Source organism: Halomonas sp. KM-1, from assembly GCF_000246875.1.
In the GTDB taxonomy this organism is placed as follows: Bacteria; Pseudomonadota; Gammaproteobacteria; order Pseudomonadales; family Halomonadaceae; genus Halomonas; species Halomonas aerodenitrificans.
Window position 1 is genome coordinate 1 of the sequence record NZ_BAEU01000017.1, and the last position, 14,363, is coordinate 14,363.

Genomic DNA, 14,363 nt, shown 5'->3' on the forward strand with positions numbered 1-14,363 from the left:
CGCCGTACCCCAGCGCGCCTCGTCCCAGCGGCCCTGGAGCGTGCCCTCGAGGGCCAGATCGAGATCGATGGTGGGGAGTTCATCTTCGTTTCGCGCCGCGGCCTGACGGGGGGCATAGCGTGTCTGCAGCGTGCTGCCGATCTCCCCCACGACTCGCTGCTGCACTTCGACCAGACGTGCGCCGAAATCGGCTTCCAGCTCTTCCAGCGCCGCGGCGATATTGCTGCGCTCGAGGAGCCGTTCGTTGAGCTGTGCCTCGAGCCACTCATCGAGATCGCCGCCCAGCGCCACCGCCAGACGCAGGTAGCTGCCCCGCAGCGAGAAGTGCCAGTCGAGATACTCGGGTATGGCCGCCTCCAGCGGTGCGAAGGCGGTATCGAGACGCGCATCCAGCCACGGCTGCATCTCGTCACGCAGATGAAGGTCGAGCCGGCCGGCAAGCACGCTCAGCTCCTGGCCCAGGGCGGCATGGGTCTCGCCGTCCAGAATCAGCGTCTCACCGTTGACGACGACCCGAAACAGCGGCGCTTCGCTGCGCTCCTGCAGCTGTCGGTAGCCGTAGCCCAGCGCGAGCATCGACGTCAGCACGAGCAGCAGCGTCAGCCACCAGTAGGCAGCCGGTACACGTCGCAGGGGCTCGGCCATCGATGTCATGGTGCATCCTTCCTTTCAGCGTTGCGCAAGTGCCCGAGCGTATCGCGCAGGGCATCGGCGCCGACCGCCAGCCTCACCACGGCCCAGGCAAAGGCACTCTGGGTGAGCAGCAGCAGGAACCAGCCGAACAAGATCAATCCCTGGCCCAGGCCGCGTCGCTCGAGGGCATTCTGCATGGCCCAGAACTGGGTCAGTTCGAGCGCCTGGCCAAAGCGCTCGAAGGCGCCCAGCAGACCGTCGCCGGCCGCCGTCGAGGTGTGGCGTATCACCGCCTCTTCCCAGCCCAGCCCCACCAGATAAGGCTGCGGCAGCCACAGCGCCGTGAGCACCAGCAGCAATGCCAGCAGCGCGCTGGCGGGCCACACCAGCAGCCGTCGCACCAGCGCGGCGAGATACTCGCCAATGACATGACGCTGCAGCTGCCGCTTCAGGAGCTGCTGAATGAGCACCAGCGCCACCAGCGACATCAACAGCACTGGCCAATAGACCGGTGGAAGGAGCCGCAGTTTCACCAGCAGAAGCAGGGCCAGCAGGATGGCGAGGCCCTGGTGCCACAGGGCCATCAGCAGGCCGCCGCGCAGCCAGCGATGCCAGGGCGAGGCGGCAACGAGGTACTGCCCCAGCCAGGCCCGGCGACGCAGGCGTGCCGCCTCGAAGCTGCCGAAAAAGATCAGCTGCGCCGCGATCACCCACACCGGCAGCAGCAGAGTGGCGGCCACCCTTGGCCCCAGCAGCGCCCACACGGCCATGAGGCCTGCCACGAGCACGACATGACCCTGCCGTGACAGGACCTTCCGACAGCGTTCGGAAAGGCGCTTGGCCATGTTCATGCCTCGTTCGCCTGCGCAGCCAACACCTTACGATGGCCAGCGCACGGGTTCGATCAGCTCGTCTGCACCATCGCGCTGACCTTGTCGAGAATGTGCCGACCGATGGGCAGCGCCGAGGTGGCGGCCGGCGATGGGGCATTGCAGACGTTGACGGTGCGCTTGGTATTGACGAACAGGAAGTCGTCGATCAGTCGACCATCGCGGGAGACGGCCTGAGCCCGCACTCCGGCGGGCCAGGGTTCGAGGTCGTCCAGCGTCAGGCTGGGGCAGTACTTGCGTACCTCTTCGAGATAACCGCGACGCCACAGCGAATTCTTCATCTCGTGCAGGCCCGGCCGCAGGTTGCGCCCCAGCACCTTGAGAATGCCGGGATTGGTAAACATGCGTGCCATGTCGGCGAGCGAGACGTCGCTCTTGCGGTAGCCTTCGCGCTTGAGCGCCAGCACCGCATTGGGCCCCACGGTCACCGAGCCGTCGATCATGCGGGTCAGGTGCACGCCGAGAAACGGCATGCTGGGATCGGGAATGGGATAGATCAGGTGCTTGACGATATCGCTGTGGCGATCGGACAGCCGATAGTATTCGCCGCGGAAGGGGCAGATGGTGAAGCCCGGATTGCGGCCCAGCAGGCGCACCACCCGATCGGCCATCAGTCCGGAGCAGGTCACCAGATAGCGGCTGCTGAACTCGCCCTGAGAGGTGCTGACAAGCACCTCACCGGTGCGTTCGGCGATACCGGTGACCCGATGGTCGTAGCGGACCTGGCCGCCGTGACGCTGGAACTCGTCGGCCATGGCCTCGGCTACCCGGGCATAGCTGACGATGCCGCTGGAGGGCACGAAGATGGCGCCCTGGCCGGTGATGTGAGGTTCGCGCTCCTTCAGTTCACCGGCAGAGAGCCACTCGCGCTCCAGCCCGTTGGCGGCGGTGCGCTCCCACAGCGCCTCCATGCGCTGCATCTCCTGCTCGTTGGTGGCCACCAGCAGCTTGCCGCAGGCCTCGTAGGGGATGGCGTGACGGTCGCAGAACTCCTTCGTGGCGCGGTTGCCCTCGAGGCAGAAGCGCGCCTTCAGGCTTCCCGGCGCGTAGTAGACGCCGGCATGGATCACACCGCTGTTGTGGCCGGTCTGGTGCTGCGCGGGGCCGCTCTCCTTTTCCAGCAGCAGCATCTTCTTTTCGGGGTAGCGTTCGATCAGCTGCATCGCGGTGGAAAGGCCGAGAATGCCGCCACCCAGAATGATGAAATCGTACACGTGGGCCTCGCGTCGCCAGTGTGATCGCCAGAAGGATGGCCATTACGATACCCTTGGCCCGTTGGGCTTGCCAGCCAATGGCACGAGCCCTTCATGCCAAAGGCGTGGGCAACGGCGTTTTCCAGCGGTTTGGGTTGTCGGTATACTAGTGCGCATTGCATTCAGGCGCCCGGCCGTTGCGTACAGACATCGCCATGGGCAGATAACGATTACAGGACCGTCGAGAGGTGGTGAGAGTGAAATCCAGCAAACTGATCTTGGGCTGTCTGGCCACCGTGGGCCTCACTGCAGGCGCTGCGACCGTGCACGCCGAAGTGGACCGCGATGCCATTGCCGAGCGCATCAAGCCCATCGGCCAGCTCTGCCTGGTAGGTGACGACTGCGGTACGGCCGCGGCACCCGCCAACGGCAACGGCGAGGCCGCGGCCAACGGTATCGATGGCGGGGCCATCTACCAGCGCGTGTGCATGGCCTGCCACGATACCGGCGCTGCCGGCGCTCCCCGCCGCGGCGAAGAGGGTGAGTGGAGCGAGCGTATCGACCAGGGCTGGGACACCCTGCTGGAGCACGCCATCGTCGGCATCGGCGCCATGCCGGCCCGCGGTGGCAACCCCAACCTCTCCGACGAGGAGGTCGCGGCTTCCACCGCCTATCTGCTCGAGCCGGTGATGGACGTTCCCGAGATCGGCGGCGAAGAGGCCGCTGATGAAGCGCCTGCCGAAGATGCCGCCGCCGACGAAGAAGCCGTGACCGAAGAGGGTCCGGTGGAAGAGGAAGCCGAAGCGGCCGCCGTGGCAGCCGAAGAAGCGGTGGAAGACGAGGCCGTGGAAGAAGCCGCTACCGAAGAAGCAGCCGCCGGTGATGACGAGCCGGCATGGGCCGGTATCGACGGCGAAGCCATCTACAACCAGGCGTGCATGGCCTGTCACATGACCGGCGCCGCCGGTGCCCCCCGCCGTGGTGAAGAGGGTGAGTGGGCCCAGCGCATGGAGCAGGACATGGACACCATCTATGACCATGCCATCAACGGCATCGGCGCCATGCCGCCCAAGGGTGGCCACGCCAACCTCTCCGACGACGAAGTGCGTGCCGCTACCGACTACCTGGTCGAGCCGGTTCGCTGATCCAGCCAAGAGCGGTAACGCAAACGGGGCGCCAGTGGCGCCCCGTTTGCATTGGTGGCAGGAGCCTTCAGCTTGTGAAGAGCCCTCAGCTCAGTGGAAAGCCCTCAGCTCAGTGGAAAGCCCTCAGCTCAGTGGAAAGCCCTCAGCGCAGTGGAAAGCCCTCAGCTCAGTGGAGAGCCCTCAGCCCAACAATGAGCGCAACCCGGCGATGGCATCCTGCCCCCGCGCCTGTTTCTTGTCCGGGTCCTCGCGGTCCGGCCGCCCCTCCCACTCCAGGTCGTCCGCCGGCAGTTCATCGAGAAAACGGCTCGGCACGCAGTCCATCATCTCGCCGAAGGCCTTGCGCTGCCGCGCCAGGGTCAGGGTTAGGGTCTGGCGCGCCCGGGTGATGCCCACATAGGCCAGGCGCCGCTCTTCCTCCACCGTGCCGGCCTCGATGGCATTACGATGGGGCAAGAGCTCCTCCTCCAGTCCCATCAGGTAGACGTGGGGAAACTCGAGCCCCTTGGAGGCGTGCATGGTCAACAGCTGCACCCGGTCGGTGTCGTCCTCCTCGGCCTGCTGCTCGAGGATGTCGCGCAGCACCAGGCGTGAGATGGCCGCTTCCACGTCGTCGGTCTCGGCGTCGTCTTCCGCCCCGGCCTGCTCCGCACGCTCTTCGGGGTCGCTCTTCATCGACTTCTCCAACTGGTCGATCAGCGTCCAGACGTTGGCCATGCGCTTTTCGGCGATGGTCGGCGCGCTGGCGTTCTGGTAGAGCCACGCCTCGTAGTCCATCTCGTGCAGCATGCCGCGAATGGCGGCCAGGGCGTCGCCCTCGTCCATGCGCCGGCGCACACCGTCGATGAAGTGGGTAAAACGCCCGAGCCGTTCCACCGCCCGCGCCGGCAGCTGCTGCTCCAGGCCCAGCTCGTGGCAGGCGTCGAACAGCGAGGCGCCGCGCTCGGTGGCATAGTTGGCCAGCTTCTCCAGAGTGCCGGGGCCGATCTCGCGGCGCGGCACGTTGACGATGCGCAGGAAGGCGTTGTCATCGGCCGGGTTGATCAGCAGGCGCAGGTAGGCCATGGCGTCCTTGATCTCGTTGCGCGAGAAGAACGAGGTACCGCCGGAGAGCTTGTAGGGAATCTGGTAGTGCTGCAGCTTCAGTTCGAGCAGGCGGGCCTGGAAGTTGCCGCGATAGAGCACCGCGAAGTCGCGCCACTCGGCGCGCTCCTTGATGCGCCGGGTGAGGATCTCGCTCGCCACACGCTCGGCCTCGGCTTCCTCGTGGCGATTGACCACCACGCGGATCGGCGCGCCCTGGCCCATCTCCGACCACAGCGTTTTCTCGTAGACGTGGGGATTGTTGGCGATCAGCGTGTTGGCCGCGCGCAGGATGGTGCCGGTGGAGCGATAGTTCTGCTCCAGCTTGATCACGTTGAGCCGCGGGAAGTCCTCGCCCAGGGTCACCAGGTTCTCGGGCCGCGCGCCGCGCCAGGCATAGATCGACTGGTCGTCGTCGCCCACCACGGTGAAGGTCTTGCGCTCCTCCATCAGCAGCTTGACCAGCAGGTACTGCGAGACGTTGGTGTCCTGGTACTCGTCCACCAGCATGTAGTGGATCTTGCGCCGCCAGCGCGCCAGCACCTCGGGGTTGTCCTTGAGCAGCACCACCGGCAGCAGGATCAGGTCGTCGAAGTCCACCGCGTTGTAGGCCTTGAGGTGGCGCACGTAGGCCTCGTAGACCCGCGCGGCGTACTGTGCATCCTCATCCACGGCGTGGGACAGCGCCTGACCCGGCAGCACCAGGTCGTTCTTCCACTCCGAGATCTGATGCTGCACGGCGTTGATCTGCTCGGCGTCGACCTGGGCATCCTTGTTCATCAGGTCGCGCAGCAGCGCCTTGGCGTCCTCGGGGTCGAACAGCGAGAAGCCCGGCTTGTAGCCCAGCGCCTTGAGTTCACCGCGAATGATGTTGAGCCCCAAGGTGTGGAAGGTCGAGACGGTGAGCCCGTGACCCTCCTTGCCCTTGAGCATCTGCCCCACCCGCTCCTTCATCTCGCGGGCCGCCTTGTTGGTGAAGGTCACCGCGGCGATGCGCCGGGCGCTCATGCCGCACTCCTGCACCAGGTAGGCGATCTTGGTGGTGATCACGCTGGTCTTGCCCGAGCCGGCACCGGCCAGCACCAGGCAGGGGCCGTCGATGTAGCGCACCGCCTCCTGCTGACGCGGGTTGAGCTTGGCCAGGCGCTGCTGAATGCTCATGGGCGTGCCTCGCTAGGCATATCGAGATCCACCGCACCGGCGAAGCCCAGCTGACGCCAGGCCTCGAACACCAGGATGGCGCAGGCGTTGGAGAGGTTGAGGCTGCGGCTGTCGGGCAGCATGGGGATGCGCAGGCGCTGTTCCGGCGGCAGGGCGTCGAGCATGGCCTGGGGCAGCCCACGGGTCTCGGGGCCGAACAGCAGCACGTCGCCGGGGCGGTAGCTGGGTTCGTGGTAGCCGGTGCGGCCGCGGGTCGAGACGGCAAACACCCGCTCGGGTTGCAGCGCTGCGACGCAGGCCGGCCAGTCGCGGTGCACGCGCATGGCGGCCCACTCATGGTAGTCGAGCCCGGCGCGGCGCAGGCGCTTGTCGTCGAGCACGAAGCCCAGCGGCTCGATCAGGTGCAGGCGAAAGCCGCTGTTGGCGCACAGCCGGATCAGGTTGCCGGTGTTGGGCGGGATCTCGGGTTCGAACAGCACGACATCGAGCATGGGGTGGCCTGCTGGAACGCATGCGGGCCCCCGCAGGGGCCCGCTGGCTCGGTGAACGAGCGATCAGAAGCTCAGGCGAACGCCGACCTGGGCGCCACGGTCCAGGGTGCGGTTGCCATGACGGTTGTCGAAGTCGGCCGCCGCCTGACGCAGGCCGACGTAGCCGTCGACGTTGGGCGTGAAGGCGTAGCGGGCGCGCACGCCGAACTCGTAGCCGTCGTCCAGGTCGCCGCTGGTCACCACGCTGGGGGTATAGAAGCCGTAGCCGCCCACGGAGACGGCCGGCGCCTGGGGCAGGTAGACGTAGCCATAGCCGCCCAGACCGAGACCGCCGCCGTTGCCGTAGTCGGTGTCGTACTGGGTCCAGCGGGCGCCGATGCCCACGTCGCGCTCGCGGGTACGCTGTGCGCCGAGCAGCTGAGCGTGGTAGATGGTGGCATCTTCGCGATAATCGCTGTGCAGGACGCCACCGCCCAGCATCACGCCATGGGCGATCTCGCCGGCCGCCTCGAACTGCACGGCATCGGGTCCGAGGTTGAGATCGAGACTGCCCGCCGCGTGGGCGCCGGTGGCAGCGAAGAAAAAGCCGGTGGCCAGCGCGGCCTTGGCGAAGTGTCCAAGCGTTTTCATCGACGACTCCTCATAAGATGCGCTTGAATCGCGCTACACAATTCACTCGGCGGCGACACCGTAGCGCGCACGATAGTCGCGTATGGCGGCCGCATGTCCCTGTAATTCTTGGTTCGACTGTTGCTCGAGGTAGCTCAGCACCATATCCAGCGTGACGATGCTGACCACCGGCATGCCGTAGCGCGACTCGACTTCCTGGATCGCGCTCTGGCTGCCCTCGCCGCGCTCCTGACGATCCAGCGCGATCACCACCCCTGCCGCCTCGGCGCCGGCGGCCTCAATCAGCGTCATCACTTCGCGAATGGCAGTGCCTGCGGTGATCACGTCATCGATGATCAGGATGCGTCCGGCAAGCGCCGCACCGACGATGTTGCCACCCTCGCCGTGACTCTTCGCCTCCTTGCGGTTGAAGGCGAAGGGCAGATCGCGGTCGTGATGATCGGCCAGCGCCACCGCCGTGGTGGCTGCCAGCGGAATGCCCTTGTAGGCTGGGCCGAACAGCACGTCGAACGAGAGCCCGCTGGTCTCGATGGCATTGGCATAGAAGCGGCCCAGCTGCGCCAGGGCGCTGCCGGTGCGAAACAGCCCGGCATTGAAGAAATAGGGGCTGACGCGGCCCGACTTGAGGGTGAACTCGCCGAACTTCAGCACGCCCTGCTCGATCGCGAACTCGATGAACTCCCGCTGATAGGCTTGCATGCTGGCCGACACCTCACTCCCCCTGCTATTCATAGGCCTCATGGAAATCGAATATCCTGTCCTACCACGAATATCCATGCGGGCCATTTACCCAAACGTCGAAACGTCGGGTATCATACACGCGCGACGTCAAAGGGACCATGTATGAAAATTGCCACCATCAATGTCAACGGAATCCGCGAAGCGGTCGGACGGGGCTTCCTCGACTGGCTGGCCGAGCAGGACGCCGACGTCATCTGCGTGCAGAACCTCAAGGCCAAGAGTTTCGAACTCGACGACAGCATTCTGTACCCGGAAGGCTACGAAGGCTACTTCCTCGACGCCGAAGAGGACGGCTTCTCCGGCGTGGGAATCTATTGCCGCAAGATACCCAAGGCGATCATGTACGGCCTCGGCTTCCCCCAGTGCGACCACGAGGCGCGCTTCCTGCAGGCCGATTACGACCGTTTCAGCATCGCCAGCTTCCTGATGCCCGACGGCAGCGACTACGCCGCCAAGCAGGCCTTCATGGCCCAGTATCAGGAATACCTGAACAAGATGGCACGCAAGCGTCGCGAGTACATCATCTGCGGCACCTGGCACATTGCCCACAAGACCATCGACTTGGAGAACTGGGCCGACAACCAGACCACACCGGGCTTCAAGCCCGAAGAGCGGGCCTGGATGGACCAGGTATTCGGCCCCACCGGCTTCATCGACACCTTCCGCGAGATCAACCGCGACGCCGGTGAGTACACCTACTGGCCCAAGCTCGACCAGGATGTGCCGCGCTCACGCCAGGAAGGCTGGCGGATCGACTATCAGATCGTCGGACCCAACCTGCGCCGCCACGTGGTCGACGCCTGGATCGACTACGACGCCACCTTCAGCGAGTACGCCCCGCTGTTCGTCGAGTACGACCTGACACTGTAAGTACGCCCCTTCGTCGCAGCCGGGTTTTCCCGGAACGCATAGCGCCGGCTCTGAGGCCGGCGCTATGCGTTTGAAGCTATATCGTCGCTCGGTAGAGAGATGAGCTTTCCCGGCGCCAAGGCTTCGCGAGGGCGCTGTGAACCCGTCCCTGGGCGCTACTTTTGCCATCCATGGCAAAAGACCCTCGCTCCGCCTTGCCCCCGGCGCTCATCTCATCCGTGCCGGGCAGGTAGTCTCAGCGACGAATGCCCAGGGCCTCGCGCTGGTGCTCGAAGAGCTGGGCGCCGGCGTTTTCGGCCAGCTCCAGCATGGCGTTGAGCTGCTCGCGGGAGAACACCCCCGCCTCGGCGGTACCCTGCACCTCGATCAACCCGCCCGACTCGGCCATCACCACGTTCATGTCGGTGTCGGCGCCGCTGTCCTCGGGGTAGTCAAGATCCACCACCGGCACACCCTTGAACAATCCCACCGAGACCGAGCTGACCAGCTGCACGAAGGGGTCACCCTTGATCAGCTTCTTGCGCTGCAAATAGCGGATGGCATCCACCAGCGCCACGCAGCCGCCGGTGATCGAGGCGGTTCGGGTGCCGCCATCGGCCTGGATCACGTCGCAATCCACGGTGATGGTGAATTCGCCCAGCTTCTTGAGATTGACCGACGCCCGCAGCGAACGGCCGATCAGGCGCTGGATCTCCAGCGTGCGCCCGCCCTGCTTGCCGCGGGCCGCCTCACGGCCGCCGCGGGTGTGGGTAGCGCGCGGCAGCATGCCGTACTCGGCGGTGACCCAACCCTGCCCCTTGCCACGCAGCCAGCGCGGCACGCCGGCCTCGACGCTGGCGTTGCACAGCACCTTGGTGTCGCCGAACTCCACCAGCACCGAACCCTCGGCATGACGGGTGAAATCGCGGGTCAGGCGAATCTCGCGGGGCTGGTCGGGGCGCCGTCCGCTGGGGCGTTTCAGGTCGGAAGCCATGTTACCTCTCGAATCGATACGAACTGAGTGACGCCGGGCCGGGCGGGACGCCCTGGGCATCGGTGTCGAATGGCTGGCCATTCTACACGGTCGGGGCAGGTAATCGGTTAAACTCCTCGTCTCACATCCCGTCCGCTGCCTGAAGTGCCGCCGACCGAACAAGGAGTTCCCATGGTTGACCAAAGCAAGGTTCACAGCATGACCGCCTTTGCCCGCCAGAGCCGTGAGGACGACTGGGGCAGCCTGCAGTTGGAGCTGCGCTCGGTGAATCAGCGCTACCTTGAACCCTTCTTCCGGCTGCCCGAGGCCCTGCGCGATCTGGAGCCCGCCTTCCGCGAGGCGCTGCGTACGCGCCTGGCCCGCGGCAAGGTGGAGTGTCACCTGCGCTTCGAACCCACCGACATCAGTGAGACCCTGGCGGTCAATCACCCTCGACTGGTGGCCCTGGCCGCGGCGCTGGGCGAAATTCGCGAAGCGCTGCCCCAGGTCGCCATGCCCGACGCCCTCTCGCTGCTGGAGCACCCCGGCGTGCTCGACTCACAGGGCATCGACCTGGATCTGGTGAAGGCGGAAGCCACGGCGCTGTTCGAAGCTGCCCTCGACGAGCTGATCGAGGCCCGCGCCCGCGAGGGCGACAAGCTCGCCGTGATGATTCGTGAACGCCTGAGCGGCGTACGCGAGCAGGTCGCCGAAGTGCGCCGCCTGATGCCGACCATCCTCGAGCGTCAGCGCGCCCAGCTGCTGGAGCGCCTGGAAACGGTCAAGGCGGAACTCGACCCCCAGCGCCTGGAAGCCGAGCTGGTGCTGCTGGCCCAGAAGGCCGACGTGGACGAGGAGCTCGACCGCCTCGAGGCCCACGTCAGCGAGGTGGAGCGTCAGCTCGGCCAGAAGGGCCCCAAGGGGCGCCGCCTCGACTTCCTGATGCAGGAGCTCAACCGCGAGGCCAACACTCTCTCCTCCAAGTCGGCGGTGGCCAGCACCACCCGCTGCGCGGTGGAGCTCAAGGTGCTGATCGAGCAGATGCGCGAGCAGATCCAGAATATCGAGTAGTGCAGCAATGAAGGCGAATCGGGCAGTGTCCTGTCGAAAGCATCCATCCCGCGTCATGGGGTGGAGACGACTGCTGGCCCTGGCCGTCTGCCTCGTGGTACCCCTGCCGGCCTGGGGACAGACGACGGTCGAGGGGCCCGAGGGGGTCAGAGACGTCATCGTCGTCGGTGGCGATCACTATCATCCGCCCTACGAATTTCTCGACGATGACGGCGAGCCGGCCGGCTACAACGTGGAGCTGACCCAGGCCATCGCCGAGGTGATGGGCATCGAGGTGCGCATCAAGCTCAAGCCGTGGAGCGAGGTGCGCCGGGGGCTGGAGCAGGGGGAGATCGACATCCTCCAGGGCATGTCGTTCTCCGAGGCGCGCACCGAGCAGTTCGATTTCGCCCCGCCCCATGCCATCGTCCATCAGTCGATCTTCGCCCGCCGCGGCGACCCGGTGGTCGAGGTCGAGGAGCTGCGCGGCAAGGAGGTGCTGGTCCAGCGCGGCGACATCATGCACGACTACCTGATCGAACATGACATCGGCGCCGTGGTGATCCCCGTGGATACCCACGCCGATGCGCTGCGGGCGCTGGCCGCCGGCCAGCACGACTACGCGCTGGTGGCCAATCTGCCGGCGCTCTACCTCAGCCGCGAGCTGGGCCTGACCAACCTGGTACCGGTAGCGAGGCCCTTCTCGCTGCGCTACGGCTACGCGGTGCGCCAGGGCGACGCCAACCTGCTGGCCAAGTTCAGCGAGGGGCTGGCGATTCTCAAGAACACCGGCCGCCACCAGGCCATTTACGACCGCTGGCTGGGGCCACTGGAGGGTGGCGAGGGCTTCCCCTGGCACCGGGTCGGCCAGGTCGGCGCGGCGCTCTCGGCGCTGCTGCTGCTGATCCTGGGCGTCATCGTGATCTGGAACCGCATGCTCAAGCTCGAGGTGGCGGCGCGCACCGAGGAGCTGCGGCTGCACCAGCAGCAGCTGATCCAGGCCGACAAGATGGCGTCGCTCGGCGTGCTGGTCTCGGGGGTGGCCCACGAGATCAACAACCCCAGCAGTCTGCTGCTGCTGAACCTGCCGGTGCTGCGCGACGCCTGGGCCGACGCCGAACCGATCCTCGAAGCGCACTATCGCAGCCACGGCGACTTCCCGTTCGGCGGACTGCCCTATTCGCGCATGCGCGAGGAGATCCCCGGCATGATCGACGACATGCAGGAGGGTACCCGCCGCATCAAGCGTATCGTCGGCGACCTCAAGGATTTCGCCCGCCAGGGCGGTGACGCCCGGGGCGAGGTCCTCGATCTCAACGAGGTGGTGGCCACCGCCGTGCGCCTGGTGGACAATTCGATCCGCAAGGCGACCGGGCGCTTCGAGGCCCACTATGGCGACGACCTGCCGCCGCTGGTCGGCAACGCCCAGCGCATCGAGCAGGTAGTGATCAATCTGGTGCTGAACGCCTGCCAAGCGCTGGAGAACCCTGCCCAGGGCATCCGTCTGACGACGCGTCACGAGCGCAGCGAGGGCCGGGTGCTGGTGGAGGTGTGCGACGAGGGATGCGGTATCGCCCCCGAGGACATGCACCGCCTGACGGACCCCTTCTTCACCACCCGCCGCGAGTGCGGCGGCACCGGGCTGGGCCTCTCCGTCTCCGCCAGTATCGTCAGCGAGCACCAGGGCAGCCTGACCTTCGACTCCCGGCCCGGCCGCGGTACCCGGGCAGTGCTGTCGCTGCCGACCTCGACCGGCACGCCCCCGAACCGTGAGCAGGAGACAGACGCATCATGAGCACGCCCCTGACCACAAACCCGACCACGCCCCTCTACCCCGCATTCGGCGTGCTGCTGGTCGACGACGAGCCCTCCTTCCTGCGCAGCCTGAGCATCGCCCTGGAGCGCAGCGGGGGCATCAACCACATTCACCGCTGCCAGGACAGCCGCGAGGTGATGGACATCCTGGCCCGGGAGAACATCGGCCTGGTGACCCTGGACCTGACCATGCCCCACCTGTCGGGCGAGGAGCTGCTGGCGCGCATCGTCGAGGAGTATCCCGATATCGGCGTGATCGTCATCAGCGGCCTCAATCAGGTGGAAACCGCGGTCAACTGCATCAAGCTCGGCGCCTTCGACTACTTCGTCAAGACCGACGAGGAGAGCCGGCTCATCGAAGGCATTCGCCGCGCCATTCGCCTGCAGGAGCTGAGCCAGGAGAACCAGGCGCTGCGCCAGCGCGTGCTCTGCGACACCCTGGAACAGCCCGAGGCCTTCGCCCATATCGTCACCACCGACAAGGCGATGCGCGCGGTCTTCCAGTATCTGGAGTCGGTGGCGCTGACCCGCCAGCCCATCCTGATCACCGGCGAGAGCGGTGTGGGCAAGGAGCTGATCGCCCGGGCCGCCCATACCCTGAGCGGCTGCAGCGGGCCGCTGGTGTGCGTCAACGTGGCCGGTCTCGACGACAACGTCTTCGCCGATACGCTGTTCGGCCACCAGCGCGGGGCCTTCACCGGCGCCGATCAGCCGCGGGCCGGCATGATCGAGCAGGCCGCGGGCGGCACCCTGTTCCTCGACGAGATCGGCGACCTCAGCCTGGCCTCTCAGGTGAAGCTGCTGCGCCTGCTCCAGGAGGGCGAGTACTACCCGCTGGGCAGCGACCGGCCCAAGCGCCTGCAGGCCCGGGTGCTGGTGGCGACCCACCACGACCTGGCCGAGAAGCAGCGCACCGGTACCTTCCGCAAGGATCTCTACTACCGTCTGCGCACGCATCAGGTGCACATTCCACCGCTGCGCCAGCGCAAACAGGATATCCCCCTGCTGCTGGACCACTTCCTGACTGAAGCGGCCGAGGAGCTCGGCAAGCGCAAGCCGAGCCATCCCCCCGAGCTGGAAATCCTGCTCGGCGAGTACGCCTTTCCCGGCAACGTGCGCGAGCTGCGCGCCATGGTCTACGACGCCATGAGCCTGCACCGCAGCCACACGCTCTCCATGGAGTCGTTCAAGCGTGCCATCGGTCAGCCGGGAGCGGTGTTTCCCGCACCCCAGCCCAGCACAGGGCCCGTCTTCGCTGCCGACGAGCCGCTGCCCACCTTGGAAGCAATCGCCGAGGCGCTGGTGGAGGAAGCACTGCGCCGCGCCGAAGGCAATCAGTCGATCGCCTCGCGCTGGCTGGGCATCTCGCAGCCCGCCTTGAGCAAGCGGCTGAAGAAGCGCCGCACGGAAGGGTCATAACTTGAGTTATAACGATAACCTGAGTTATAGCTCTTTTTAATTCTTTTAATTCAATTGGTTACCTTCCACACCTCGCCCCTCTAGAACCTGGGTTATATAACCGGCGCTGGCGAAAAACCTCGCGCCCTTGAATTTTTCCACTCTGAATCAACAGCTTGCAGGAAAGCGGCGGAATGGCATGGAACTTGCGATGACAACCGGCCCGCTTACGGCGGGCCCAGTCGAAAAACAGCTAGAGGTTCCAGTTTCATGCCAAGAATAACGATACCCACCGCCACTCCCCGGTCCGT

Annotated in this window: 13 protein-coding genes; 5 read left to right on the plus strand and 8 right to left on the minus strand. The window is 66.0% G+C overall.

Translation table 11 applies throughout. The features are described 5' to 3' along the window. The 3 genes from B8115_RS01085 to lhgO all read right to left on the minus strand — a co-directional run. The coding region (locus tag B8115_RS01085) for a hypothetical protein (RefSeq protein WP_010625882.1) at window positions 1-654 on the minus strand (654 nt) is incomplete at its 3' end. After that, window positions 651-1,478, minus strand: coding sequence for a hypothetical protein (locus B8115_RS01090; RefSeq protein WP_010625883.1), 828 nt, complete (start codon window positions 1,476-1,478; stop codon window positions 651-653). The genes B8115_RS01090 and B8115_RS01085, both read right to left, overlap by 4 nt. Before the next feature lie 59 nt (window positions 1,479-1,537). Continuing rightward, window positions 1,538-2,737 carry an L-2-hydroxyglutarate oxidase gene (gene lhgO, locus B8115_RS01095; RefSeq protein ID WP_010625884.1) on the minus strand — a complete coding sequence of 400 codons (1,200 nt, stop codon included), beginning with the start codon at window positions 2,735-2,737 and terminating at the stop codon, window positions 1,538-1,540. A gap of 236 nt (window positions 2,738-2,973) precedes the next feature. Here lhgO and B8115_RS01100 point away from each other — a divergent pair, with 236 nt between their 5' ends. Then, a complete protein-coding gene (locus B8115_RS01100; protein WP_010625885.1) occupies window positions 2,974-3,861 on the plus strand; it encodes a cytochrome c5 family protein in 888 nt (295 codons plus the stop codon). A gap of 180 nt (window positions 3,862-4,041) precedes the next feature. Here B8115_RS01100 and rep read toward each other — a convergent pair whose 3' ends face one another. The 4 genes from rep to pyrE form a co-directional block, all read right to left on the minus strand. Next, window positions 4,042-6,105, minus strand: coding sequence for a DNA helicase Rep (gene rep / locus B8115_RS01105; protein ID WP_010625886.1), 2,064 nt, complete (start codon window positions 6,103-6,105; stop codon window positions 4,042-4,044). Beyond that, complete coding sequence (gene trmL / locus B8115_RS01110; RefSeq protein ID WP_010625887.1) at window positions 6,102-6,596, minus strand: tRNA (uridine(34)/cytosine(34)/5-carboxymethylaminomethyluridine(34)-2'-O)-methyltransferase TrmL; 495 nt, start codon at window positions 6,594-6,596, stop codon at window positions 6,102-6,104. The genes rep and trmL overlap by 4 nt, the downstream gene beginning before the upstream one ends. Window positions 6,597-6,659: 63 nt before the next feature. Further along, a complete protein-coding gene (locus B8115_RS01115) occupies window positions 6,660-7,226 on the minus strand; it encodes a YfaZ family outer membrane protein (protein WP_010625888.1) in 567 nt (188 codons plus the stop codon). Window positions 7,227-7,268: 42 nt separating this feature from the next. Next, on the minus strand, window positions 7,269-7,925 hold the full coding sequence (gene pyrE, locus B8115_RS01120) for an orotate phosphoribosyltransferase (RefSeq protein WP_010625889.1): 657 nt from the start codon (window positions 7,923-7,925) through the stop codon (window positions 7,269-7,271). Between the two features lie 144 nt (window positions 7,926-8,069). Between pyrE and B8115_RS01125 the strand changes: the two genes are divergently transcribed. Further along, on the plus strand, window positions 8,070-8,837 hold the full coding sequence (locus tag B8115_RS01125; protein ID WP_010625890.1) for an exodeoxyribonuclease III: 768 nt from the start codon (window positions 8,070-8,072) through the stop codon (window positions 8,835-8,837). Window positions 8,838-9,072: 235 nt separating this feature from the next. Here B8115_RS01125 and rph read toward each other — a convergent pair whose 3' ends face one another. Then, window positions 9,073-9,810, minus strand: coding sequence for a ribonuclease PH (gene rph / locus B8115_RS01130; protein WP_010625891.1), 738 nt, complete (start codon window positions 9,808-9,810; stop codon window positions 9,073-9,075). 171 nt (window positions 9,811-9,981) lie between these two features. On the opposite strand from rph, the gene B8115_RS01135 reads away from it, so the two are divergent. Genes B8115_RS01135 through B8115_RS01145 form a run of 3 tightly spaced genes read left to right on the plus strand, consistent with a single transcriptional unit; the run spans window position 9,982 to window position 14,073 of the window. After that, the gene (locus B8115_RS01135; RefSeq protein WP_010625892.1) at window positions 9,982-10,860 is read left to right on the plus strand and encodes a YicC/YloC family endoribonuclease; all 879 of its coding nucleotides are present in this window, start codon (window positions 9,982-9,984) and stop codon (window positions 10,858-10,860) included. Between the two features lie 55 nt (window positions 10,861-10,915). After that, window positions 10,916-12,634 carry a transporter substrate-binding domain-containing protein gene (locus B8115_RS01140; protein WP_010625893.1) on the plus strand — a complete coding sequence of 573 codons (1,719 nt, stop codon included), beginning with the start codon at window positions 10,916-10,918 and terminating at the stop codon, window positions 12,632-12,634. Next, a complete protein-coding gene (locus B8115_RS01145) occupies window positions 12,631-14,073 on the plus strand; it encodes a sigma-54 dependent transcriptional regulator (RefSeq protein ID WP_010625894.1) in 1,443 nt (480 codons plus the stop codon). Before B8115_RS01140 ends, B8115_RS01145 begins: the two co-directional genes overlap by 4 nt. Window positions 14,074-14,363: the final 290 nt, after the last annotated feature.

Bases quoted from the DNA above. Each gene is read 5' to 3' on its own strand.
- B8115_RS01140 (WP_010625893.1), top strand. From the start codon at position 10,916: ATGGGGTGGAGACGACTGCTGGCCCTGGCCGTCTGCCTCGTGGTACCC.
- B8115_RS01135 (WP_010625892.1), top strand. From the start codon at position 9,982: ATGGTTGACCAAAGCAAGGTTCACAGCATGACCGCCTTTGCCCGCCAG.
- B8115_RS01145 (WP_010625894.1), top strand. From the start codon at position 12,631: ATGAGCACGCCCCTGACCACAAACCCGACCACGCCCCTCTACCCCGCA.
- B8115_RS01090 (WP_010625883.1), bottom strand. From the start codon at position 1,478: ATGGCCAAGCGCCTTTCCGAACGCTGTCGGAAGGTCCTGTCACGGCAG.
- rph (WP_010625891.1), bottom strand. From the start codon at position 9,810: ATGGCTTCCGACCTGAAACGCCCCAGCGGACGGCGCCCCGACCAGCCC.
- trmL (WP_010625887.1), bottom strand. From the start codon at position 6,596: ATGCTCGATGTCGTGCTGTTCGAACCCGAGATCCCGCCCAACACCGGC.
- rep (WP_010625886.1), bottom strand. From the start codon at position 6,105: ATGAGCATTCAGCAGCGCCTGGCCAAGCTCAACCCGCGTCAGCAGGAG.
- B8115_RS01125 (WP_010625890.1), top strand. From the start codon at position 8,070: ATGAAAATTGCCACCATCAATGTCAACGGAATCCGCGAAGCGGTCGGA.
- B8115_RS01115 (WP_010625888.1), bottom strand. From the start codon at position 7,226: ATGAAAACGCTTGGACACTTCGCCAAGGCCGCGCTGGCCACCGGCTTT.
- pyrE (WP_010625889.1), bottom strand. From the start codon at position 7,925: ATGCAAGCCTATCAGCGGGAGTTCATCGAGTTCGCGATCGAGCAGGGC.